The following is a 22,847-nucleotide window of genomic DNA, read 5'->3' as shown; positions in this document are numbered from 1 at the left end:
TCGTGGGTGACGACGACCCCCAGCCTGGAAGCACTGCTGCGCATCGGACCGTTCCACTCGGCGCTGCGGGCGGCCATCCGCCGCCGCGGCCTGACGCTGGAACGGCTCCGGTCGCGCCTCGCGCACCAGCAGGTGGCGGTCGCGCTGTCGACGCTGAGCGACTGGCAGCAGGGCCGGGTGCGACCGGTCTCGCCGAAGTCGCTCAAGGCCGTCGAGGTGCTGGAGGAGCTGCTCGAGGTGCCGCCCCGGTCGTTGCTGGACCTGCTGGAGCGCACCGGCCCGAGCGGCTGGCCGGACGTCGTGCCCGGCATGATGCCCGGCTTCGACGCCAACGACCTCGAGGTCCTCTCCCGGCACGACAGGGTGTTCGTGGACGCGGACCGGCGTGCGTCGCGCATCGAGTCGCGGGTGGTCGTCCGGGCGCGTCGCGACGGCGTCGACCGCTTCCACGCGCACTACTTCTGCGACGACTCCGTCGAGTCGTCGCAGATCCGGCACGAACCCGTGCGCAACTGCCGGCTCGGCCGGTCCACCTGGGACGCCACCGAACGGCTGGTCGTCGACGAGCTGCTGTTCGGCAGGGCGTTGGGCGAGGGCGAGACCTGGGTCGTCGAGTTCGTGGCGCACGACTCGACGCGGCTGGAGAGCATCGAGTACGCGCACGGCGTGCGGTGCTTCCTCCCGCAGAGCCTGATCGAGGTGCACTTCGACCCGGCGGCGCCGCCCGTCGACCCGCACGTCTACCTGCAGGACTGGGAGGAGCAGGAACCGCACCGCACGATCGACCTGGCGCTCGACCACACGAACTCCGTGCACCACTTCGAGACTGATGTGTCGGTGAACTGGGTAGGTATCCGCTGGAGGTGGGCCTGATGATCACCACTGAGTACGTCCCGGGAGCGCCGGCCTGGATCGACCTGGGCTCGTCGGACGAGGCGAAGGCCGCGGAGTTCTACGGTGGTGTGCTCGGCTGGGAGTACCAGCCTCGTGACACGCCGGGCAGCGGGGTGTTCACCTGCGCCGGACTGGCGGTGGCGGGCCACGTTCCCGCGCAGGGCGGGTCGTGGATCGCCCACTTCGCGGGCACGGCGCCCACGACCGAGGTGCTGCTGACCGACCCGCACGGCGGGGAGTTCGGGGTGTGGCAGGGGCCTGCCGGGCTCGGCGCGGTGTCCGTCCCCGGTTCGCTGACGTGGCTCGAACTGCACTCCCCCGCGCCCTCCGCCTCGGCGGCGTTCTACCGTTCGCTCTTCTCGTGGGAGATCCGGGTGATCCCGGGGGCGCCGGGCCAGTTCCTGCAGCCCGCGGGCACGGCCGAGGGCCGGATGTTCGGCGCGATCGTCGCGGACACGCAGGCGTTCTGGCTGCCGTACTTCGAGGTGGCCGATGTGGATCAGGTGGCCGCCGCGGCGCCGGTGCTCCTCGCACCCCATGACCTCGACGGAGTCGGGCGGATCGCGGTGCTCGTCGATCCGTTCGGAGCCCGCTTCGGCGTCATGCGTTCCGTTACCTCGTAAAGGCTCCCCAAATCGGGGAACGGCGGTTAGCGTGCGCTGGTGCAGTTGCCGTGGAGAGCCGCGCCCAGGGCAGCGCTGTCGAGCCCGCTCACGTTGCTGGTGAGCATCGCGACGACGTTGCTGCTGGGCTTCGTGGTGGCCGCGGCCGCCCTGCACTCCTCCGCCGCGGGCAGCGCCGCTCTCGCCTACCAGCAGAGCCGGATGTGCCAGCACTCCGTGCACCCGGCGCTGGACGGTGACGGACTCCCGCTGTCCACGGCCGTCACGATGGCCGCGCGCAGCGACCTCGGCGGTGCCTACTCGCGGATCGGCAGGCCCGACTTCAACGGCATCGCGACCTACGGCCGGTTCGGCCACCGGCCGGACGCACTGGCGCACCTCACCGTCGTGCAGGGCGGTGGCACCGGGTTGTGGGTGCCGCAGACGATCGCGACGGCCGCGCGGGTCGAGATCGGTGACCGGCTGACCGGGTCGTCTCTGGTGGTGACGGCGATCTACGCCGACCTCGCGCAGCCGGTGGACGGCTGGTGGTGCTCCGAGGCGAAGACCGTGGTGCCGAACCCCTTGGCGGGCGACGGCGTCAGCACGTCGGTGATCTGGGTGCCGTCGGCCGCCGACCTCTCCTTGCTGCCACCGGAGTTCGCCGAGAACGCCACGGTGTCGTTGCGCTTCACCACCGCGCCGCTGTCGACGCTCGCCGAGGCGGAAGCGTTGGGGGACAAGGGGAACGCCCGGCTGACGGCGCTCGGGCTGCCGTTGACGCGGACCGATCTGCTGTCCGGTGCCATCACGGCGGCCAGGACCTCGGAACGCAACGTGTCGTCCGCGCTGCTGCCGTTGGTGATCATCAGCGTGCTGGTCGGGCTCGCGGGCGTCGGCACCGTGACCGTCCAGTGGGCGCAGCGGCGGCATTCCGAGCTGCGGTTGCTGTGGGTGCGCGGGGCGAGTCCGCTGGCGCTGGGCTTCCGGGGTGTGCTGGAACTCGGGTTGCCGTTGGTGCTGGGCGGATTGCTAGGACTGGTGGCCGCTCGCCTGCTGCTGCCGTTGTACGCGCCTGGTGTGGTGCTGGCTCCCGGAACGCTGTGGGTGGCACTGGGGTTCGTGCTGGCCGTGGTGCTGCTGAGCCTCGTCGTGACTGTGCTGGTGGCCGCGTGGCGGGCGCACCGCACGTTCCAGGGGCGGGCCCGCTCGCGACGACTCGGGCTGGTGCCGTGGGAACTGGTCGTCGCCGGACTGGCCGTGCTCGCGTGGTTCCGCCTGTCGCACAACGGTCTGGGCACGGCGCTCAAGCCCGGTTCGCTGCCGCGCATCGACGTGGCCGCGCTGGCGTTCCCCCTGCTCGTGGTCCTGGCGGCGGCGTTGCTCGCGACGCGGCTGCTGCGCTGGTCGCTCGGGTGGTCTCACCACGTGCAGTGGTGGCAGGTCCCGGCCGCCCAGCTCGCGTTGCGCCGCCTCGCCGCCGCGGTCGGGCCGGTGACCGGTGTGCTGCTCGTGGGCGTGCTGGCGGTCGGCACCATCGCCGTCGGCAGCGCGGTGGCGGGCGCCCAGCAGTCGGCGCTGGACTCGAAGTCGGGCGTGTTCGTCGGCGCCAACAGCACCGTCCAGGTGTCGCAGGACATCGCGCTCGGCCGGGTCGCGCTGCCCGAAACGTTGCGGGGCAACACAACTCTTGTCGGCGTGAGCACGGGCGCGCTGGTCGTCGACCCCACGACGTTCACCGACGCGGCCGTGCTGGACGACCCCTCGTCGGTGCGGTCGCTGATCTCGGACCTGAGGCGCGACGGTGAGGTCGCGCCCGCCCTGCGCATCGGCCGCTCGGCGAACCAGGAGATCCAGATCGCCGGCCTGCCGCTGCTCAAACCGGTGGCTCAGCTGCCGTCGTTCCCGAAGCTCGGCACGCGCGGCTACGTCGTCGCCCGGGACTCGGTGCCCGCCGTCGAACAGGTCGGCTCGTGGCACCTGTGGTCGACGCTCCCGTTGCCCGCCTTGACTTCCGCGCTGAAGGCCGAGGGCATCAACTACACGAACGTCGCCGACCGCGCCCGCGTCCTGGACGGCCTGCCGTTCCTGACCGTCGAGTGGACCTTCGGCTTCGTGGCGGCGATCGGCGTCGTCCTCGCCGTGGTCGCCGCCGTGGCCCTGTTGCTGGCCGTCGAGGTCCGGCGCCGGCAGAACGCGGTCTCCGGCGCCCTGTCGACCCGCATGGGCATGCGCCCGTCCGTGCTGTGGTCGAGTCATCTGCTGGAAGTGGGCGCGCTCGCGTCGCTGGCCATGGGAATCGGCCTGGTGGCCTCGTTCGCGAGCGCCGGTGCGGCCGTACCGCGCCTGGACCCCGCGCCCTGGTTGAACCCCGCACCGATGCTGCCGGACCTGCTGCCGTTGCTGGGTTCGATGGTGACGTGCGGCGCTCTGGTGGTCGTCGTGGCCGCCTGGCTCGCGTTGCGCGGTGTGCGAACCGCGCGGATGGGAGAACTGCTCAGGTGATACGCGCTTGTGGCGTAGGGGTGTCCTATGGTTCCGTGCGCGCCGTCGCGGACGTGTCGCTGTCGATCGCGCCCGGCCTCACCGTCCTGTCCGGACCGTCCGGCTCCGGCAAGTCGACGCTGCTGCGCGTGCTCTCGCTCGTCGAACGGCCAACGCTGGGCGAGGTGTTCGTCCACGACGTGCCGACCTCGTCGATGTCGTGGGCGGAGCTGCGCACGTTGCGGCGCAAGGAGATCGCCGTGGTGTTCCAGAACCCGGCCGACAACCTGATCTCGCACCTGACCGTCGGCGAGAACCTGCGGGCGGCCGGTGCCGACGACTTCTCGTTGCTGGACCGGCTCGGGCTCGGCGGGTCGGCGACCTGGCGGATCGGGGCCCTCTCGGGCGGGCAGCAGCAGCGCCTGGCGTTCGGGTGCGCGCTGGCTCGCGGTGCTTCCGTCGTGGTGGCGGACGAACCGACCTCGCAGCTCGACGTCCGGTCCGCCGATCTCGTGCTGGAGACGCTCGAGTCCCTGCCGGTGCCCGCCGTGGTCGCCTCGCACGACCCGCGGCTGGTCTCGCTGGCGGACCTGTGCATCCCGCTGGCCGCGTCGTGATCCGGGCGGCCGGGGTGCACCGGGCGTTCGGCGGGGTCTCCGTGCTGCGCGGGGTGGACCTGGCCGTCGCCGCCGGTGAGCTCGTGACGCTGAGCGGGCCGTCCGGTTCCGGGAAGACCGCGTTGCTGTCCCTGTTGTGCGGCTTCGACTTCCCCGACAGCGGGTCGGTGCTGCCGGGGCTCGCCTCCTGGTCCGCCTGCGCCGTGCTGCCCCAGTCGCTCGGGCTCGCGTCCGAGCTGACGCTGGAGGAGAACGTCGCCCTGCCGTTGCGCCTGGCCGGGCGCGAGGTGGCCGGGGTGCCGGAGTTGCTGGCGGAGCTGGGGATCTCGCGACTGGGCGGCAGGTTCCCCTGGCAGGTGTCGTTCGGGCAGCAGCAACGCGCGGCGCTGGCGCGGGCCGTCGTGGCACGGCCCTCCGCCCTGCTGGCCGACGAGCCGACCGCGCACCTGGACTCCGTCAGCGCCGAGGCCGCGGTCGGGTTGCTGCGGCGCGTCGCCGACGAGGGCGCCGCGGTGCTGATCGCCACGCACCACGACGCCGTGCACGCCGTCGCCGACCGAGTGCTCGTGCTGGCCGACGGACGGGTTCAGACCGCGGGCGGCCTGTCCTCGTAAGGCGTCGAAAGGACCACCGTCGTCCGCGTCGACACGTTCGCCGACTCCCGGATCTTCTGCAGGAGCTCCTCCAGCGCGACCGGGGAGCTGACACGCACGCGCAGGACGTACGACGCGTCGCCCGCCACCGAGTAGCAGGCCTCGATCTCCGGCAGGTGCTCGAGGCGCTTCGGGTAGTCGTCCGGCTCGGCCGGGTTGATCGGGAACAGCGAGATGAACGCCGACATCGGCAGCCCGATCTCGGCGCCGTCCAGACGGGCCGCGTAGCCCTTCACGATGCCGCGCTGCTCGAGGCGCTTCACGCGCTGGTGCACCGCCGAGACGGACAGGCCCACCCGTTCGGCCAGGTCGGTGAAGCTGCACCGGCCGTCCGAGGCGAGTTCCTTCAGTATCGCTCTGTCGATCTGCTCCAGGGTCAAAGCACCACCAGCTCGTGAGGTCGGTTGTTGAAGGACTCGACGCCGTCCGGGGTGGCGACCACGATGTCCTCGATGCGGGCACCCCAGCGGCCGGGCAGGTAGATGCCGGGCTCCACGCTGAAGGCCATGCCTGCTTCGAGCGGCAGCGGGTTGCCACTCACGATGTAGGGCTCCTCGTGCACGTCCAGGCCGATGCCGTGGCCCGTGCGGTGGACGAAGTACTCGCCGAAGCCCGCGTCGGTGATCACCTTGCGCGCGACGGCGTCGATCTCCTCGCACGTCACACCGGGCTTGACGGCCTCGACGGCCGCCTTCTGCGCCGCCTGCAAGACCGCGTAGGTCTCCCGGACGTCGTCGTGGGTGGGCTCGCCCATCACGTAGGTGCGGGTCGAGTCGGAGTTGTAGCCCTCGGCGACCGGGCCGCCGATGTCGATGACGACGACCTCCCCCGCCTGGACCACGCGCTCGGAGTCGCGGTGGTGCGGGGAGGCGCCGTTCGGGCCGGAGCCGACGATCACGAAGTCGGCGACGGTGTGGCCTTCCTCGACGATCGCGTCGGCGATGTCCTTGGCCACCTCGCGTTCGGTGCGGCCCACGCGCAGGAACTCACCCATGCGCGCGTGCACGCGGTCGATCGCCTGGCCGGCTTTGCGCAGCGCGTCGATCTCGGCCGCGTCCTTGCGCATGCGCAGCTCGCGGATGATCGGCCCGGCCAGCGACTGCGCGCCGCCGATCGCCTGGCCGAGCTTGATGGTGTGCAGCGCGGGCATCATGTCCGCCACCGCGGTGCGCTCGCCCTTGAGCGCGGCCTTGACCAGCGCGTACGGGTCCTCGCCGTCGACCCACGTGACGACCTCGACGCCGAGCTCGTCGGTGGGGATGGCGGCGTACCCCGGCTGCTCCAGCTTCGGCACGACCAGCCGCGGCGTGCCGCCCACGGGCAGCGCGAGGCAGGTGAGGCGCTCGAACGAGTCGCCACCGGCACCGATCAGGTACCGCAGGTCCGAACCGGGCGAGATGAGGAGGGCGTCGACGCCCGCCTGCTCGGCGGCTGCGGTTGCGCGGTCGAGCCGCGCACGCAGCGCGGACACGTCGATGGGCCCGGTGATCGTTGCCATGGCCGAAAGCCTAGTGCGTTGACCGCGACGCCCGCCGGGCGCGTTCGGCACTCCGGCGCGCCCAGGAGGCGTCGGCGGTCACCGCACTAGTAGCTTGTCCATTCGTGAGCTCTCCCCTGGTGCTGCTCGACTCCGCGAGCCTCTACTTCCGGTCGTACTACGCGCTGCCGGACTCGATGACCGCGCCCGACGGCACGCCGGTCAACGCCGTGCGCGGGTTCGTCGACACGATCGCGCGCGTCATCACCGAACGCGGTGCCGCGCGCCTGGTGGCCTGCCTCGACGCCGACTGGCGGCCCGAGTTCCGGGTGAAGGCGCTGCCGTCCTACAAGGCGCACCGGGTCGCCGAGTCCGCGACGGACGGGTCCGAGGAGGTCCCGGACACGCTGACGCCGCAGATCCCGATCATCCTCGACGTCCTCGACGCCGCCGGCATCTGCACCGGCGAGGCGGCGGGCTACGAGGCCGACGACGTGATCGGCGCCCTGGCCCACCGCGAGACGAAGTCGCCCGTCGAGGTCGTGACGGGTGACCGCGACATGTTCCAGGTCGTGCGCTTCGAGCCCACACCCGTGCACGTCGTCTACGTCGGCCGCGGCTGGAACAAGGCCGAGGTCCTCGGTCCGGAGGAACTGGCGGCCAAGTACTCGCTGCCCGTCGAGAACGCCGGGTCCGCCTACGCCGACATGTCGATCATGCGCGGCGACCCGTCCGACGGGCTGCCGGGCGTCGCGGGCATCGGCGAGAAGACCGCCGCGAAGCTCATCACCGAGTTCGGCTCGCTCGACGCCGTGCTCAAGGCCGTGACGGACCCGATGGACCGCAAGCTCAGCACCAAGGCCCGCAACTCGTTGATCGCCGCCGAGGAGTACCTGGCGGTGGCGCCCGTGGTCGTCCGCACGGCGCTGGACGCCCCGGTCGTGCTGGACCGCGCCGACGACGTGCCGCGCGTGCCGGCCGACCCCGAGCGGCTGCGTGAGCTCACGCAGCGCTGGGGCCTCGGCAGTTCGGTGCCGCGCCTGGTGAACGCGATGGAGCGGCGTCCCTAGGTTCGTCCTAGAAGAACGTCGAGCAGAGCGGGGCGGGGCCGGCGAACAACGAGTCGGCCACGTCGAACCGCGCACCTTCGATCCGCTTGGCGGCCGCGAGGCCGGCGAACCTCGTGTCGCCGAAGTACACGGCACCGAGCAGGTCCACTGGGATCGTGATGTCCGCGGGCGCGTCCACGCGTTCGGCGCCGTCGGCCGAGACGCGGTACCGGCCGTCGTTGGCGGGCAACAGCTTGTCGCGCACCTCGATGACGACGGACCCGGTACCGCTGTAGGTGCGGGCGGCGAGCATGCGCGGCACGTCCACCAGCCGGAGCCAGATCTGGTCGTAGACGTCCTTCGTGTACACGACGCGCGGGTCCTCGAACAGCCAGGCGAGTGGGTCGTCGAGCGCGGCGTCGACCTCGATCGTGTCCACCAGGTCCAGGCGCGTGAGGTAGATCCACAGGTCTCGCCAGGCGTCGGCGTTGGCCCACGCGAAGTCCTCGACCACCATGTGGTGGTTGAAGTCCTTGTCCTCGGACACCTTGTAGGACACGTAACCGTCGTCGCCGTCCGGTCCACTGTGGACGACGGTCACGACGTTGTCGGCCTCGGTCTTGCGGTCGAACGCCCTGGCCCACCACCCTGGCCAGCGCGAGATCTGCCCGGGCCGGCCCAGGCCGACCGCGGTGTGCAACTCCGGCAGCACCTTCTCCGCGGTGTCCTGGTCGACCATCCGCACCCGCCCGGCCGGCGCACCGGGGATCACGGCCTTGCGCGCGTCGATCCGCAGGAACCGCACGCGCCCGGCGAGCCCGTAGCCGAAACGCCCGTAGATGCGTCCCTCCGACGCACGCAGCGTCGCGACGGGCTCCGTGAGCGTCGAGAGCTGCTCCTGCATCAGGGCACTCACCACACCACGGCGCGTGTAGTCCGCACGCACACCCACGCGCGACACGGCCGCATGCGGCACAACGGCACCTCCGGGCACCACCATGGAGCTGCCGAACGTCTGGGTCGTGCCGACCATCTCGTCGCCCTCGAACGCGGCGAGCGTCCGGCCGGGTTCGTAGGAGGGCAGGGTGACCGCCCACTGTTCGTCCGAGGGCGGACCCCAGTGCATCGCACGGCGGAAGAGCGTGTTGTGGGCGCGGTACTGCGCTTCGTCGGTGAGTACGCGGATGTCCGTCACGCCCGCGATCGTGACTCAGCCGGGCGGCGAGCGCACCTCAGTTTCCGTAGGCCCGCTGCCACTCCCTCGTCCACTCGAGGACCTTCTCGAACTCGGCCGGCGTGATCGGCACGGCCTCGAGGTTGATGGAACCGACGTCGATCTGGCGCAACACCTCCGTGGGAGTCCAGCCGTCCTCGGTCCGGAAGTTCCACGTCTCCGCGAGCCAGCGGTTCACCTGCGGGTCCTGGTCGTTCTCCCGCGGCTGCCGGATGATCTGGCGGGCGTCACGCGGATCTACCGCGTCCCGTTCGTCGCGGAAGATCCCGTAGTACTGGTACGGGCCGCCCTCGTCGCGGCGCCGGCACAGGTTCATCAGGCGGACCGTCTCGCCGATCGCCCGCTGAGCCTCCTGCCCGGTCGCCGGGCGGACGCGGACAGGCGTGTGGTGCCGCAGGTCGGAGCGCTCCCACACCAGGTCCCGCGTGAAGACCTCCTCGATGCCGTCGGCGCGCATGCGGACCACACCGGCCGGGATCGCGTCGTTCTCGTCCCAGATCACATGCCACTCGAACGGCTCTGGCGCGCGAACGCCACGGGCCACCAGCCGGGCGGCCTCTCCGGCGTCGATCGCGACGGCCGCCGGTCCCGGCGCGGCCCACCTCCGCGCGGCGAAGGCCGGGACCTCCTCACCGCACGGCCGCCAGGAGCCGTCCGGCGTGAGCTCGTGCAGGGCCTCGTCCGGTACGCGTCTCACCAGGCCGTGGCACGCGTCCAGGTCCAGGACGTCCGCCCGTTCGCGGAACAACGCGTGGTAGACGTACCCGTCGGCGTGCGGCCGCGCGTACTTGGCCGCGCGCATCTCCACGACCATGTCCGTGAGGAACGCCGTCGCGTACTCCGGCCCGGTCTCCCACGCCCCGGCGGGCAGGGCGTCCCCGAGCGTGTCCGACCGCTCCCACACCAGATCCCGCGTGAACGTCTCCCCGGTGCCGTCCGGCATCAGCCGCACGACCTTCAACGGGCACCGCGGCACGGACTCTGCCGCCGCGAACACGAAGTACCGCACAGACAAGAAGGCCTCCCCCCAGAAATGCTCTGGGAGGAGGCTATCGAAAACGCGGAAGAGGATCAGCCGGTCGGCTGGCCGACCTCGTACTCGCCGTCCTCGGTCTTGACGACGATCTTGACCTTCTTGTCCTTGCCGCCGACCTGCACCTTGCACTCGAACGAGGTGTTGGGCTTGACCTGGTTCTCACCGGAACACGTCGCTGCGCCGACGTCGGAGATCTTGTACTCGTCCTTCAGGATCTGGACGATGCCGGTCTGCACGGCCGTGTTGTCGAAGATCTTCTTCTTGAAGAAGGCCGGCGACACGAACCCGGTGAACAGCACGCCACCGACGAGCAGGACGACGACCACCGCGGCCACCCAGATGGCCGCGCTGGACTTCTTCTTCGGCGGCATCGGCGGGCCGTAGCCCGGCTGCTGGCCGTACGGGTTGGGCTGCTGCTGGCCGTACGGGTCCTGGTGCTGCTGCTGGCCCGGCATGCCGTACTGCTGGGTCTGCTGGCCGTACGGGTCCTGGGCAGGGGTGCCGTACGGGTTCGACTGCGGCTGCTGGCCGGGCACGCCGTACTGCTGCGTCTGCTGCTGCGACGGGTCGAAGCCCGGATACGGCTGCTGCTGGCCCGGCTGGGGCTGCGGCGGGCCGTACGGGTTCTGCTGCCCCGGCTGCTGGGCAGGGAAGCCGCCGGACGGGGTACCGGGAGGAAATCCGCCCCCGTAAGGCTGCTGCGGCGGTTGCGGCTGCTGGCCCCACGGCTGCTGAGGATCGTTCCCTCCGGACGGTCCGTACGGGCTGCTCATCTGTCGACCTCCGTATGTACGACGTTGCGGCGAAATCCAATCACACCGTGCACGTCAGTCTTTACTCCGACTCGCAAAACCTTCGTCAGGCTCATGTCACATCATCGCCACAACTCCGCGCCTGAGCGCGTCGACGGCCTTGGCGGCGGCGGCTCCGACCGGGTCCTGGCGGCCGACCACCTCGCGGATCTGGTCCAGCAGGTCGATCACCTGACGGCACCAGCGCACGAAATCGCCTGCTCCGAGCTCGTTGCCCCCGGCCTCGGCGGCGCTGAGGACCTTCTCCAGCGACTCGCCGCGCGCCCACCGGTACACCGGCCAGGCGAAACCGGGGTCGGGCTGGCGGGTGATGCGTTCGAGCTTGTGGCGGCGCTCGTCGTCCTCGATCTCCGCCCACAGCCGCACGGTCTTGAGCATCGCGTCGGCCACCGGCCCCTGCGGCAGGCGTGCCTCGACGGGACCGTCCCGGCGCGCCTCGTAGACCAGCGACGACACGACGGCCGCCAGCTCCTCCGGCTTGAGGCCCTTCCACACGCCGTTGCGGATGCACTCCGCGGCGAGGAGGTCCGACTCGCTGTAGAGCCTGGTCAGGCGCTTGCCGGCGGCGGTGACCTCCTCGGCCTCGCTCAGGTAGCCGCGCTCGCGCAGCAGCGCGCGGATGCGGTCGAACTGGCGGGCCAGCGAGTGCGTCGTCGCGGCGACCTTGCGCTCCAGCTGCTGGTTCTCGGCCAGCAGCCGGTGGTAGCGCTCACCCCAGCGGGCGTGGTCCTCGCGCTGGTCGCAGCCGTGGCACGGGTGCGAGCGCAGGGCCCGGCGCAGCGTCGCGAGCTCGGGGTCGTCGTCCGCCGTGGTCTGGCGGCGGCCGCGCGACGGCACGGTGATGCCCGTGTTGCGGATCGTGGACGCGAGGTCGCGCCGCGACTTGGGCGACCGCACGTCGACCTGCTTGGGCAGCCGGATGTGGCCGAGCACCTCGACCGGCGACGGGAAGTCGGCCGAGGTCAGGCGGCCCGACCAGCGGTCCTCGGTGACGACCAGGGGCTTCGCCTCGCCCATCGGCTCGAGGCCGGGGTCGACGACCACGGCGAGACCGCTGCGGCGCCCGGACGGCACGGCGATCACGTCGCCCTTGCGCAGCCGTTCGAGCGACTTCGCCGTCTCGATGCGGCGCGCGTTCGTGTTCTGCTTCGCGAGCTGCTTCTCCCGGTCGCCGATGCGGCGGCGCAGCGACGCGTACTCCGTGAAGTCGCCCAGGTGGCACGTCATCGACTCGGTGTAGCCCGCGAGCGCCTCCTTGTTGCGCTCGATGCGGCGCGCGAGCCCGACGACCGAGCGGTCCGCCTGGAACTGCGCGAGCGACTGCTCCAGGATCGCGCGCGCGGACTCGGCCCCGAGCTGGTTCACGAGGTTGACGGCCATGTTGTAGCCCGGCCGGAACGACGAGCGCAGCGGGTACGTGCGGGTGGACGCGAGCCCGCCGACGGCCTTGGGGTCGATCCCCGGCTGCCAGACGACGACCGCGTGCCCCTCGACGTCGATGCCACGACGCCCGGCGCGACCGGTGAGCTGCGTGTACTCGCCCGGCGTGAGGTCGACGTGCGCTTCGCCGTTGTACTTCACGAGCTTCTCGAGCACGACCGTGCGCGCGGGCATGTTGATGCCCAGTGCGAGCGTCTCGGTCGCGAACACGACCTTGCACAGCCCGCGGACGAACAGCTCCTCGACCGTCTCCTTGAACGCGGGCAGCAGCCCCGCGTGGTGCGACGCGATGCCGCGCTCGAGCGCCTCGCGCCACTCCCAGAAGCCCAGCACACCTAGGTCGGCCTCGGGCAGGTCGCGGGTCTTCTCGTCGATGATCCGGCGGACCTCCTCGGTCTCCTCCGGCGTGTTGAGCCGCAGCCCGGCCCGCGCCGTCTGCGCCACCGCCGCGTCACAGCCCGCCCGGCTGAACACGAACACGATCGCCGGCAGCAGCGACGCGTTGTCGAGCCGCTGGATCATGTCCGTGCGCGACGGCGGCTTGAACCCGCTGCCGCGCCCCGCCCTGGCGCTGTTCGCGTTGCGGTTGCGCCCGCGGCTGAACGGCACGTGGTAGCGCGCCAGCTCCTCGGTCTTGCGCAGCACCTGGGAGTTGATCCGCGCGTGGGTCTGGTCGCCCTCGAACAGGTCGAGCATCTGGTTGCCGACCATCATGTGCTGCCACAGCGGAACGGGCCGGTGCTCGTCGACCACGACGGTCGTGTCGCCGCGCACCTCGACCAGCCACTCGCCGAACTCCTCGGCGTTGCTGACCGTCGCGGACAGACCGACCACCTGCACGTGCTCCGGCAGGTGCAGGATGACCTCTTCCCACACCGGCCCGCGGAAGCGGTCGGCGAGGTAGTGCACCTCGTCCATCACGACGTACGCGAGCCCGTCCAGAGTGGACGAACCCGAGTACAGCATGTTCCGCAGCACCTCGGTCGTCATGACCACGACCGGCGCGCCACCGTTCACGCTCGTGTCACCGGTGAGCAGGCCGATGTTCTCCGGCCCGTACCTGGCGGTGAGGTCGGCGAACTTCTGGTTGCTCAGCGCCTTGATCGGCGTGGTGTAGAAGCACTTGCGGCCCTCGGTGAGCGCGAGGTGCACGGCGAACTCGCCCACCACCGTCTTACCGGCACCGGTGGGGGCGCAGACGAGCACTCCGTGACCGTCCTCCAGGGCCTCGCAGGCCTGGCGCTGGAACGGGTCCAGCTCGAACGAGATCACGGACAGGAAATCGGTCAGCTTGGGCCGTTCGGCACGACGCCGGGATTCGGCGTAGGCCTCGGCCGGGGACCGCGAAGCGCTTGACACCCCATCAGGCTTTCACATCGCACCGACAATCGCCGCTGACATTGACCAACTTCAGTCAACACTGACGCTATCGAGCGAACTGCGAAGTGCGTGGAGCCTGCTCGGGGAAGGTGACAGAGGTCGGCCAGGAGCGTCCCAGATGACACGAAGAGCACTGTTCACGCTGGTGAGGGGCGCGCACCGACTAGAGCGCACCCCTCACCAGAACCGTCAGAACGCGCGCTGCACCCGGTCCGCCACCAGCTTCACGAAGCGCGACGGGTCAGCCAGCTCACCGCCCTCGGCCAGCAGCGCCAGCCCGTAGACCAGCTCCGCCGTGTCCACCAGCGACTCGCGTTCGCCGCTCGCGAACGCCCCGTGCAGGCCCTCGACGAGCGGGTGCGACGGGTTGAGCTCCAGGATGCGCTTGACCTTCGGCACCTCCTGGCCCATCGCCTTGAACATCTTCTCCAGCGTCGGCGTCATGTCGTGCGCGTCGCCGACCACGCACGCCGGCGAGGTCGTCAGGCGCGTCGAGAGGCGGACCTCCTTGACGTCGTCGGCCAGCGACGTCCCCATCCACGTCAGCAGGTCGGAGAACTCCGCGGACTTGGCCTCGTTGGCCGACTTCTCCTCGTCGGTCTCGAGGTCGACCTGGCCCTTGGCGACGGACTGGAGCGTCTTGCCGTCGAAGGCCGGGACGGAGTCGACCCACATCTCGTCGATCGGGTCGGTCAGGATCAGCACCTCGAAGCCCTTGGCGCGCAGGGCTTCCATGTGCGGCGACTTCTCGACGGCCACCCGCGAGTCGCCGGTCATGAAGTAGATGTGCTCCTGGCCGTCCTTCATCCGCGAGACGTAGTCGGCCAGCGTCGTGAGCTCGGATTCGGACTCGGTCGAGGCGAAGGAGCAGACCTCGAGGATCGCGTCGCGGTTGTCCGCGTCGGAGAGCAGGCCCTCCTTCAAAGCAGCCCCGACCTCGCCCCACAGCTTCGCGTAGTCGTCGGGACGGGAGGACTGCAGTGCCTTGATGGACTGCAGGACCTTCTTCACCAGGCGGCGGCGCATCAGCTGGATCTGGCGGTCCTGCTGCAGGATCTCGCGCGAGACGTTCAGCGAGAGGTCCGCCGCGTCGACGACGCCCTTCACGAAGCGCAGGTACTCCGGCATCAGCTCGGCGCAGTCCTCCATGATGAAGACGCGCTTCACGTAGAGCTGGACGCCGCGCTTGCCGTCGCGCATGAACAGGTCCATCGGCGCCTGCGAGGGCAGGAACAGCAGGGCCTGGTACTCGAACGTGCCCTCCGCCTGCATGCGGATGGTCTCGAGCGGCGCGTTCCAGTCGTGGCTGATGTGCCGGTAGAACTCGGCGTACTCCTCCTCCGTCACCTCGGAGGCCGGGCGCGCCCACAGGGCCTTGCGGGAGTTGATCTCCTCGCCGCCCAGGCGCACGGGCCAGGTGATGAAGTCCGAGTAGCGCTTGACGATCTCCTTGATCTTCGCCGGCTCGGTGTAGTCCGGCAGGCGGTCCTCGTCGTCGGCCGGCTTGAGGTGCAACGTGACCGAGGTGCCCTGCGGCGCGTCGTCCACGTCGTCGATCGTGTACGTGGCCTCGCCGGACGACTCCCAGCGCACGCCCTTCTCGGCGTGCGGGTACTTCGTCACGAGGGTGACCTTGTCCGCCACCATGAACGACGAGTAGAAGCCGATGCCGAACTGGCCGATCAGGTCGGACGCGCCGCCCGACTGCTGTTCCTTGAGCTGCTTGAGGAACTCCGCGGTACCGGACTTCGCGATCGTGCCGATGAGCCGCACGACGTCCTCGCGCGTCATCCCGATGCCGTTGTCCCGCACGGTCAGCGTGCGCCCGGCCGGATCGGACTCGATCACGACGTGCAGGTCGTCGACGTCGACGACCATGTCCTTGTCGCGGAACGACTCCAGCCGCAGCTTGTCGAGCGCGTCGGAGGCGTTCGAGACCAGCTCGCGCAGGAACGTGTCCTTGTTCGAGTAGATCGAGTGGATCATCAGCTGCAGCAGCTGACGTGCCTCGGACTGAAACTCCAGCGTCTCCATGAATCCCTACCGAAGAACCGAAAAACGAACCGAACAGCCGTACAACTTAGCGACCCACGACGGTGAGGGCGGCCGGAACCGTGCGAACCGTCACCGGCAGGGCCTCCTGGCGTTCGCCGTCGGCGTAGGCGATCCAGCCGTTCCCACCCGACAGCGACACCTCACGGGCGCGGAACGTCCGCACGGCCGGGTGGTCGGTGTGCTTGCCCGTGCGCAACGTCGGCAGCATCCGGACCAGCATCGATCGACTGCCGCCCGCGACGACCGTGACGTCGAACAACCCGTCGTGGGCGTCGGCCGCCGGGCACACCGGGATGCCGCCGCCGTAGTTCGGCGTGTTGCCGATCGCGACCAGCGTGGCGTCGAGCTCGACCGTCCCGGACTCGGTCTCCACGACCAGCGGCGCCGGCTTCAGCGACGCGAGCTCCGCGACGATCGCGAGGTCGTAGCGACGCGGGCCGGCGGGCCAGCGCATCGCGTTCGCCCGCTCGTTGACCGCGGAGTCGAACCCGGCGCACAGCACCGTCGCGAACCACTGCCCCGTCGACAACCGCCCCAGGTCGAGCTGCCTGCGGGTGCCGTGCACGACGTCCTCGACCGACTGCGAGCCGATGGCCGCGGCCAGGTCGTTGCCGGTGCCCGCCGGGACGATGCCCAGCGCCGTGGACGTGCCCGCGACGGCCTGGATGCCCAGGTGGGCGGCCCCGTCACCGCCGAGCACGACCAGCAGGTCGACCCCGGAGGCGACGGCCTCGTGCGCCATCGCCAGCGTGCCCTCGGCGTCGTGCGCGACCAGCTGCGTCAACGACGAGACGTGGGGACGCAGCGCCGCGGCGGTCGACCCGGCCATCCGGGCCGCCCGCCCCTTGCCCGACGCGGGGCAGACGAGCAAAGCCGCCCGCGTCACGTGGCGTCGTCGTAGTTCACGCGCTTCGGGGGATCCGAAGCGATGACCTTCTCACCGGGGTCGTTGCCGTCGGCGTCGGAGGCCACGTAGTTGAACGGCGCGGCCTCGTCGTCGTCCAGCGCGTCCAGGCCCTCGGCCGCGCGGAGCCTGGCCTTGCGCTTGTCGTGGACGCGGGCGATCTGGGTCGCCATCTCGAACAGCAGCACCAGCGCGAGGGCGAGCACGACCATCGAGATCGGGTCGGTGCCCGGCGTCGCGATCGCGGCGAACACGAACAGGCCCATCATCAGGCCGCGCCGCCACTTCGCCAGCCGCTCGTAGGACAGCACGCCCGCACGGTTCAGCATCACGACGACCAGCGGGATCAGGAAGCTGACGCCGAAGATGAACAGCATCGTGATGACGAAGTTGATGTACTTGCTACCGGTGAGCGCCGTGACCCAGTTGTCGCCACCGAAGCCGAGCAGGACCTTGAGGCCCTCGGGCACCACCAGGTACGCGAGCACCGCGCCGGCGACGAACAGCAGCGCGCCGGCGGCGACGAACACGCGGGCGAAGCTGCGTTCCTTCTGGTAGAGGCCAGGCGTGATGAACGCCCAGATCTGGTAGAGCCACAACGGGCTGAGCAGCACCGCGCCGGCCGCCGTGCCGACCTGCAGCTGCACCATGAAGATCTCGAACGGCTCGGTCTGCAGCAGCGCGCAGGTGCCGTCGTTGGTGATCTTGGCCCGGTACTGCGCCAGGTCCGGCTGGCAGTACGGGCCCGTCAGGATGTCGCCCAGCGACGGGATCGGACCGAGGCGCACCTGGAACCAGATGAAACCGAAGATGGCACCGACGGCGATGACCAGCATCGCCAGACCGAGCCGGTACCTCAGCTCGTAAAGGTGCTCTTTGAGCGACATCGTGCCGTCGGCGTTGCCCCGACGGCGCCTGCCGCGTTCCCGGCGTTCAGCGACCCACCGGAACGGACTTGCCACCGCGTCGACCGTCCTTACAAGTCAGAGACCGCAAGGTCAGTTGTTCGCGGCCTTGTTCTGGGTGGTCTGCTCGATGGGCGGCGCGACCTGGGGTTGCTGGACCGGCTGCGGCTGAGCCGGGGGAAGCTGCTGGACCGGCTGCTGCACGGGCTGCTGCTGCACCGGCGCGTCGTCCGCGTCCTGGTCGCGCAGGCCCTTGGTCTCAGCCTTGAAGATCTTCGCCGACTTGCCGATCGACCGGGCCATGTCGGGAAGCTTCTTCGCACCGAACAGCAGAATGATCACCACAGCGATGATGATCAGCTCGGTGGGTCCGAGGTTACCCATTGGTGATCCTCCTGTCTCCCCCGCCACGACGATCGTACGCGGGGTTTGCCCTGGTGCGGGCCTGTTCCTTGGGCCGCCGCCCGGCGATGGCCACCTTCAGCGCCGCGGTGCGCGCCTTGAGCAGGCCGACGCCGTCACCGACCCTGTCCCCCACCAGAGTGCGGGCGCGGGCGAATCGACGCAAGGATCGGATGACTCGGACCGCTCCCCCGATGAGGACGATCAGGCCGAGCGCGATCAGCGCCAGGGTCGGTGTGGACGGCACAAGCACACGTTATACGGCTCAGGTGGACAGCAGGTGATCTGCCCGGCTCAACGCCTCACGGGCTTGGCGCACCACTTCGGCGGCGAGCTCCTCCGGCTTCTCCACGTGCACGTCACCGCCCAGACCCAGGAGCAGGCGGACCATCCAGGACGGGTCGTCGTAACGCATGAGGACTCGCGTGCGGCCGTCCGAGAGCTCCGCCGAGTGATCAACGGGGTAGTACTCGGCGACCCAGTGGGCGTCCGGTTCGAGCAGCAGCACGGCGACCTTCTGGTCGTCCCTGGGGTGGAACAAGCCCTCCGATGTATCGGTCGGCTGGGCGTGCGGCGGAGGTGACGAGGGCTCGTCGAGCACCCGCACCTCGTCGATCCGGTCGAGCCGGAACAGCCGAACGCCGAGGGCCGCGCGGCACCATCCTTCGAGATAACCGCGGCCTTCCACGAGCAGCAGACGCATCGGATCCACCACTCGATCGCTCATCGCGTCGTGCGACTGCGAGTAGTACCGGATGCGCACGGCCCGTTCGCGCTTCACGGCGTCCTGCACCGCCGCACGGATCTCCGCGGTCTCCCCGCGCTCGAACCCGCCGAGCCCGACGACCATGCCCGCCGGCTGCGCCTTGCCGACCGCGGCCTCGATCTTGGCGAGCGCCCGCTGCACGGCGTCCGTGTCGACCACACCCGGCGTGTCGGCCAGCGCCCGCAGCGCGACCAGCAGCGACGCCGCCTCGGCCGCGGTCAGGCGCAACGGCCGGTCGAGCCCCGCGTCGAACGAGACGGTGATCGTCTCGCCCTCGAACGACAGGTCGATCAGGTCGCCCGGCCCGTAGCCGGGCAGGCCGCACATCCACAGCAGCTCGAGGTCCTTGCGCAGCTGCTTGGGCGTGATGCCGAAGTCGGCCGCGGCCTCCTTGACGGTGATGGCGGGCCGGTTGAGCAGGTACGGCACGAGGGCGAGCAGCCGCGGCAGCCGTTCGTTCGACGCGGTCACCGCGCTCCTTCCAGTGCGCCCTGCAGGCGGTCGCGGACCGACTTGGCCAGGACCTCGGGTTCCAGCACCACGACGTCGGGCCCGAACCCGGCGAGCCACTTGGCGGCCGAGTCGGGGAACTTCAGGTCGATCTCGACGACGTCGCCGCCGTCGCGTTCCTCGACGACCTTCGCGTGCCGCCGCACGCCCTGCGCCCGGTCCTTGGCCACCCAGATCCTGGCGGGCGCGGTGTGGTGCGGATCGGCCTGCGTGCGCGCGATGAGGCTCATCAGGTCCGTGCCGTCGGGAACGGTGAACGCGCCGGGCTTGCCCACGGTGCGGACGGTGCCCACGACGCGCGAGAGCCGGAAGCACCGTGTGTCGTTGCGTTCACGGTCCCAGCCCACGAGGTACCACTTGCCGCGCCACGCGACGACGCCCCACGGCTCGACCGTGCGTTCCTTCTGCCCGCCCGGCGGCGGCTTGCGGTAGTCGAACGCGACGACCTGCCCCGCCTGCACGGCGGCCAGCAGCGGCGGGAACGCGGGTTCGTTGGCCCGCACCTTGGGCTCGACGGTCGCGGGCGTGTCCTGGTCGACGTCGACCCCGGCGGCCCGCAGCTTGATCAACGCGCCGTGCACGGCACCCGTGAGCTGCGGCGAGTCCCACAGCCGGGCGGCCAGCGCGACCGCGGCGGCCTCGTCGGGCTCGAGGTCGATGTCGCCGAGCTCGTAGTCGCGGCGGGCGATGCGGTACCCGTCCTCCGCGCCCTCGGCGTTGGTCTGCCGCCCGGTCTCGAGCGGCACGCCGAGATCACGCAGCTCGGACTTGTCCCGTTCGAACATGCGGAAGAACGCCTCGTCCGTCGGCGCTTCGTGATAGCCGGGGACGATGGCGCGGATGCGCTCCGCTGTCAGGTACTGACGGGTCGACAGCAGGCACAACACCAGGTTGACGAGGCGTTCGGCACGTGCGATGGCCACGCACAGACCCTAACGCGTGCGCGCACTGAAACCTCATCACCACCTGTCGTCAACGGTCCGTTCAGAACAACGACCGCAACTCGCGCACCAGTTCGACAGGTACTTCCTCGGCCATGTGGTGCCCGCAGTCGAGGGAACGAACCCGCACGTCGTCGGCCCATTCGGCCCAGATCTCGGACAGGTCGCCGTACAGCTCGCCGAGGTCGTCCTTGGCCGACCAGAGGGCCAGCACCGGGCACGTGATCCGGCGTCCCGCGGCCCGGTCCTCGTCGTCGTGGTGGCGGTCGACCTCCAGCCCGGCCCGGTAGTCGCCGCACATCGCGAGCACCGTCTCGGGGTCGTGGATCGCCCGCTGGAAGTCCGCCCAGTTCTCGACGCCCATCGCGTCGGGCGTGTCCTGGTAGCGGCCGTACCAGAGGTCCGGGTTCTCGTTGATCATCGCGGCGGCGAGTTCCTGCCTGGCCAGGAAGAACCAGTGGTACCAGGCCTGGGCGAACCGGGCGTCCGCGCGGGCGAGGTGGGCGCCGATCGGCAGCCCGTCCAGCACGGCGAGGTGCGTGACGCGGTCCGGGTGGTCGAGTGCCAGCCTGATCGCCGCGGCGGCACCCCGGTCGTGCCCGGCGACGGCGAACTTCTCGTGACCGAGTCCGCGCATGAGTTCCACGAAGTCGCGCGCCATCGCGCGTTTCGAGTAGTCACCGGGCTTGCTGGATTCGCCGTAGCCACGCAGATCCGGGCACACGACCGTGAAGTCGTCGGCGAGCAACGGCGCGACGCGGTGCCATGTGGTGTGGGTCCGGGGATGGCCGTGAAGGAGGAGAACCGGCGGCCCTGCACCGCCGGTCCTCACTCTGAGCACGGCCTCGCCAACGTCCCTGCAACGCAACGAGAAACCTTCGAACACTCACGCCGGTTACCCCGCACGCGTGCGGCCGACACGTGCTTTTTCGGCACAGGGCTCGCGAGCGTTACACGGCGACGACGATCTCGGTCGCGGGATCGTGGGCGAGAGTGCTCGTACCTGCCACGACGACGGTCGCCGTCGTCCACGGCCGTTCGCGGAGCAGGAAAGGAAGTTCCTCGGCGAGCCAGGCGGCGACGTGCCGCCGCTGCTCCGCGGAGTCGCCGTCGCGGGCGACCAGCCGGCGTTCCTGTTCGTCGAGGTCGCCCTGCACCCAGATCGAGGCGTCGAGCCACCGGGCGAGCTCCGCGCGGATGATCCCGGTGCCCTCGACCCAGACGACGTCCGTCCCGGCGGGGACGCGGATCTCGCCGGGACGGTCGCGCGCGATCCACGCGGGTGGCCGGAACGCCACCGCCTCGGCGCGGTGCAGGGGTGCGAGGACGTTCTCCGCGATCAGCCCGCCCCAGTCGAAGTACGCGTGGTGCCAGGCGACGTCGTCGGTGTGCACGACGGCCGAGTCGGGGACGGCCTTCCGCAGCCGTTCGGCCAGGCTGGACTTGCCCGCACCGCCGCGCCCGTCGATCGCGACGAGGAGGGGACGCCCGGTGACGCCGCCCTCCTCGCGCAACCGCCGCACGACGTCGGTCAGCTTCGCGACGCGCCATCCCGCGGCCTCGGTCTCACCGGGGTGCAGACGCATCCGGCACTCCTCTCCCGTACTGCCTCGCACCGGCCGCCGAACTCGCGCACAAGCCACGTGGCCCTTCGCACCGGCTGCCCGTCTCACGTGCGGCCGACACGTCCCTTCTCCCCTGCCGCCCAGCACGTGCGTCCAACGCAGTCCACGGTGTCGAAGCTCCCGGTGTCCGCGACCTCCCAGGTCTTGCCGTCCCTGCTGGTGTCCGTCCCGGACGGTCCCACGGCGACCAGCCCGTCGCCCCGGTAGGCGATGCCGGACCGGTACCCGACGGGTGCCTGCTTCCCGGCCTTCCAGCCACGCCCGTCGTTGGTCGCGAACGCCGGCGTCGGGTCGGTCGGCTTGAGGTAGTCGCCGCCGATCGCCACGCCGCGCCACGGCGTCTTGAACGCCACCGCGAACACCCCGGCCGCCTCACCGGACGGCAACGGCACCTCGCTCGCCTTCCACGACCGGCCGCCGTCCCGCGACTCCAGCACCCGTGCCTTCGCGCCGCCGCCGGTCGCGATCCACGCGTGGTTGCCGCTGGTCGTCACGCACTGCCCGGAAGCCGCGAACGCGAACTCGCCCGGCAGCGCGTCCGGCATGCCTTTCGGGTCGTTGACGTGCCACGACCGGCCGCCGTCCCACGTCCGGAGCACCCGGAACCTGCCGTCGACCGGGTCGCTGAGGGCGAGCCCGCGGAACCGGTCGAAGAACGCCACGCAGTCGTAGAACGCCTTCGGGTCGGTGTTGCGGAACTCCTCCTGCCAGTTCCTGCCGCCGTCGGACGTGCGGTAGATCCGGGACGACTCGCCCTCCCCGATCGACAGCGCCACGGCGTTGCGCGCGTCGAAGGCCTCGATGTCGCGGAACTCCAGCGCCTCGGTGCCGGGCGGGCCGACCGACTCCCACGTCCGGCCGGCGTCGGTCGTGCGCAGGACCGTGCCCTTGGACCCGCTCGCCCACGCGACCTGACCGGACACGGCGGACAGGCCCCGCAGGCGGGCGTCCGTGCCGGTCGGCTTCAGTTCCCAGTAGGTGTCCGTCGCGGACGCCACCCCGGGCAGAACCAGAAGGGCGGCGAGTGCCGCCGCGATGCTCCTCATGCGCCCACTCTGGTC

The 22,847-nt window shown here is 70.7% G+C and carries 22 protein-coding genes; 6 read left to right on the top strand and 16 right to left on the bottom strand.

Annotated features, from left to right (window positions below):
* Window positions 1-6: 6 nt before the first annotated feature.
* The 5 genes from IEY88_RS00890 to IEY88_RS00870 are packed head-to-tail and all read left to right on the top strand — an operon-like array spanning window position 7 to window position 5,211.
* Entirely contained in the window at window positions 7-873 is an 867-nt protein-coding gene (locus IEY88_RS00890; RefSeq protein WP_189152615.1) for a hypothetical protein, read from the top strand.
* Complete coding sequence (locus tag IEY88_RS00885) at window positions 873-1,517, top strand: VOC family protein (RefSeq protein ID WP_189152614.1); 645 nt, start codon at window positions 873-875, stop codon at window positions 1,515-1,517. The genes IEY88_RS00890 and IEY88_RS00885 overlap by 1 nt, the downstream gene beginning before the upstream one ends.
* A gap of 39 nt (window positions 1,518-1,556) precedes the next feature.
* On the top strand, window positions 1,557-4,001 hold the full coding sequence (locus IEY88_RS00880; protein WP_189152613.1) for an ABC transporter permease: 2,445 nt from the start codon (window positions 1,557-1,559) through the stop codon (window positions 3,999-4,001).
* 35 nt (window positions 4,002-4,036) lie between these two features.
* A complete protein-coding gene (locus tag IEY88_RS00875) occupies window positions 4,037-4,597 on the top strand; it encodes an ABC transporter ATP-binding protein (RefSeq protein ID WP_229692976.1) in 561 nt (186 codons plus the stop codon).
* The gene (locus IEY88_RS00870; protein ID WP_229692975.1) at window positions 4,573-5,211 is read left to right on the top strand and encodes an ATP-binding cassette domain-containing protein; all 639 of its coding nucleotides are present in this window, start codon (window positions 4,573-4,575) and stop codon (window positions 5,209-5,211) included. The genes IEY88_RS00875 and IEY88_RS00870 overlap by 25 nt, the downstream gene beginning before the upstream one ends.
* On the opposite strand, the gene IEY88_RS00865 is transcribed toward IEY88_RS00870, so the two are convergent.
* The gene (locus tag IEY88_RS00865) at window positions 5,184-5,624 is read right to left on the bottom strand and encodes an Lrp/AsnC family transcriptional regulator (protein WP_189153472.1); all 441 of its coding nucleotides are present in this window, start codon (window positions 5,622-5,624) and stop codon (window positions 5,184-5,186) included. The two genes, IEY88_RS00870 and IEY88_RS00865, sit on opposite strands and share 28 nt — an antisense overlap.
* A 2-nt stretch (window positions 5,625-5,626) precedes the next feature.
* Window positions 5,627-6,748 carry a M24 family metallopeptidase gene (locus IEY88_RS00860; protein ID WP_189152611.1) on the bottom strand — a complete coding sequence of 374 codons (1,122 nt, stop codon included), beginning with the start codon at window positions 6,746-6,748 and terminating at the stop codon, window positions 5,627-5,629.
* A 104-nt stretch (window positions 6,749-6,852) separates the two neighbouring features.
* Between IEY88_RS00860 and IEY88_RS00855 the strand changes: the two genes are divergently transcribed.
* Window positions 6,853-7,797, top strand: a complete 945-nt coding sequence (locus tag IEY88_RS00855; RefSeq protein ID WP_189152610.1) for a 5'-3' exonuclease — start codon at window positions 6,853-6,855, stop codon at window positions 7,795-7,797.
* A gap of 7 nt (window positions 7,798-7,804) precedes the next feature.
* Here IEY88_RS00855 and IEY88_RS00850 read toward each other — a convergent pair whose 3' ends face one another.
* From IEY88_RS00850 to IEY88_RS00785, 14 genes are all read right to left on the bottom strand, one after another.
* Entirely contained in the window at window positions 7,805-8,971 is a 1,167-nt protein-coding gene (locus IEY88_RS00850) for a GNAT family N-acetyltransferase (protein WP_189152609.1), read from the bottom strand.
* Window positions 8,972-9,008: 37 nt separating this feature from the next.
* Complete coding sequence (locus IEY88_RS00845; RefSeq protein ID WP_189152608.1) at window positions 9,009-10,025, bottom strand: hypothetical protein; 1,017 nt, start codon at window positions 10,023-10,025, stop codon at window positions 9,009-9,011.
* 56 nt (window positions 10,026-10,081) lie between these two features.
* Complete coding sequence (locus IEY88_RS00840; RefSeq protein ID WP_189152607.1) at window positions 10,082-10,819, bottom strand: DUF4333 domain-containing protein; 738 nt, start codon at window positions 10,817-10,819, stop codon at window positions 10,082-10,084.
* A gap of 96 nt (window positions 10,820-10,915) precedes the next feature.
* Window positions 10,916-13,657 carry a DEAD/DEAH box helicase gene (locus tag IEY88_RS00835; RefSeq protein ID WP_189152606.1) on the bottom strand — a complete coding sequence of 914 codons (2,742 nt, stop codon included), beginning with the start codon at window positions 13,655-13,657 and terminating at the stop codon, window positions 10,916-10,918.
* Window positions 13,658-13,867: 210 nt separating this feature from the next.
* The gene (gene htpG / locus IEY88_RS00830) at window positions 13,868-15,712 is read right to left on the bottom strand and encodes a molecular chaperone HtpG (RefSeq protein WP_189152605.1); all 1,845 of its coding nucleotides are present in this window, start codon (window positions 15,710-15,712) and stop codon (window positions 13,868-13,870) included.
* Between the two features lie 46 nt (window positions 15,713-15,758).
* Window positions 15,759-16,619, bottom strand: coding sequence for a diacylglycerol/lipid kinase family protein (locus IEY88_RS00825; RefSeq protein WP_189152604.1), 861 nt, complete (start codon window positions 16,617-16,619; stop codon window positions 15,759-15,761).
* A complete protein-coding gene (gene tatC, locus IEY88_RS00820) occupies window positions 16,616-17,524 on the bottom strand; it encodes a twin-arginine translocase subunit TatC (protein WP_189153471.1) in 909 nt (302 codons plus the stop codon). The genes IEY88_RS00825 and tatC overlap by 4 nt, the downstream gene beginning before the upstream one ends.
* 111 nt (window positions 17,525-17,635) lie before the next feature.
* Entirely contained in the window at window positions 17,636-17,926 is a 291-nt protein-coding gene (gene tatA / locus IEY88_RS00815) for a Sec-independent protein translocase subunit TatA (RefSeq protein WP_189152603.1), read from the bottom strand.
* Window positions 17,919-18,191, bottom strand: coding sequence for a bacteriophage holin (locus tag IEY88_RS00810; protein WP_189152602.1), 273 nt, complete (start codon window positions 18,189-18,191; stop codon window positions 17,919-17,921). The genes tatA and IEY88_RS00810 overlap by 8 nt, the downstream gene beginning before the upstream one ends.
* A gap of 18 nt (window positions 18,192-18,209) precedes the next feature.
* A complete protein-coding gene (locus IEY88_RS00805) occupies window positions 18,210-19,181 on the bottom strand; it encodes a helix-turn-helix transcriptional regulator (RefSeq protein WP_189152601.1) in 972 nt (323 codons plus the stop codon).
* Window positions 19,178-20,143 (bottom strand): helix-turn-helix transcriptional regulator, encoded by a 966-nt coding sequence (locus IEY88_RS00800; RefSeq protein ID WP_189152600.1) that lies wholly within the window; start codon window positions 20,141-20,143, stop codon window positions 19,178-19,180. Before IEY88_RS00800 ends, IEY88_RS00805 begins: the two co-directional genes overlap by 4 nt.
* Before the next feature lie 61 nt (window positions 20,144-20,204).
* Entirely contained in the window at window positions 20,205-20,993 is a 789-nt protein-coding gene (locus IEY88_RS00795) for an alpha/beta fold hydrolase (protein ID WP_373294024.1), read from the bottom strand.
* A gap of 118 nt (window positions 20,994-21,111) precedes the next feature.
* On the bottom strand, window positions 21,112-21,747 hold the full coding sequence (locus tag IEY88_RS00790; RefSeq protein ID WP_189152598.1) for a uridine kinase family protein: 636 nt from the start codon (window positions 21,745-21,747) through the stop codon (window positions 21,112-21,114).
* An 83-nt stretch (window positions 21,748-21,830) separates the two neighbouring features.
* The gene (locus tag IEY88_RS00785) at window positions 21,831-22,832 is read right to left on the bottom strand and encodes a WD40/YVTN/BNR-like repeat-containing protein (RefSeq protein WP_189152597.1); all 1,002 of its coding nucleotides are present in this window, start codon (window positions 22,830-22,832) and stop codon (window positions 21,831-21,833) included.
* Window positions 22,833-22,847: the final 15 nt, after the last annotated feature.

Source organism: Lentzea pudingi (genome assembly GCF_014646255.1).
GTDB lineage: Bacteria > Actinomycetota > Actinomycetes > Mycobacteriales > Pseudonocardiaceae > Lentzea > Lentzea pudingi.
Note: the sequence above shows the minus strand (reverse complement) of the source record. Positions and strands in the feature narration are given on the sequence as shown.

Coding starts and splice junctions, on each gene's coding strand:
- IEY88_RS00885 (WP_189152614.1), top strand. CDS start 873: ATGATCACCACTGAGTACGTCCCGGGAGCGCCGGCCTGGATCGACCTG.
- IEY88_RS00860 (WP_189152611.1), bottom strand. CDS start 6,748: ATGGCAACGATCACCGGGCCCATCGACGTGTCCGCGCTGCGTGCGCGG.
- IEY88_RS00840 (WP_189152607.1), bottom strand. CDS start 10,819: ATGAGCAGCCCGTACGGACCGTCCGGAGGGAACGATCCTCAGCAGCCG.
- htpG (WP_189152605.1), bottom strand. CDS start 15,712: ATGGAGACGCTGGAGTTTCAGTCCGAGGCACGTCAGCTGCTGCAGCTG.
- tatC (WP_189153471.1), bottom strand. CDS start 17,524: ATGTCGCTCAAAGAGCACCTTTACGAGCTGAGGTACCGGCTCGGTCTG.
- tatA (WP_189152603.1), bottom strand. CDS start 17,926: ATGGGTAACCTCGGACCCACCGAGCTGATCATCATCGCTGTGGTGATC.
- IEY88_RS00790 (WP_189152598.1), bottom strand. CDS start 21,747: ATGCGTCTGCACCCCGGTGAGACCGAGGCCGCGGGATGGCGCGTCGCG.
- IEY88_RS00785 (WP_189152597.1), bottom strand. CDS start 22,832: ATGAGGAGCATCGCGGCGGCACTCGCCGCCCTTCTGGTTCTGCCCGGG.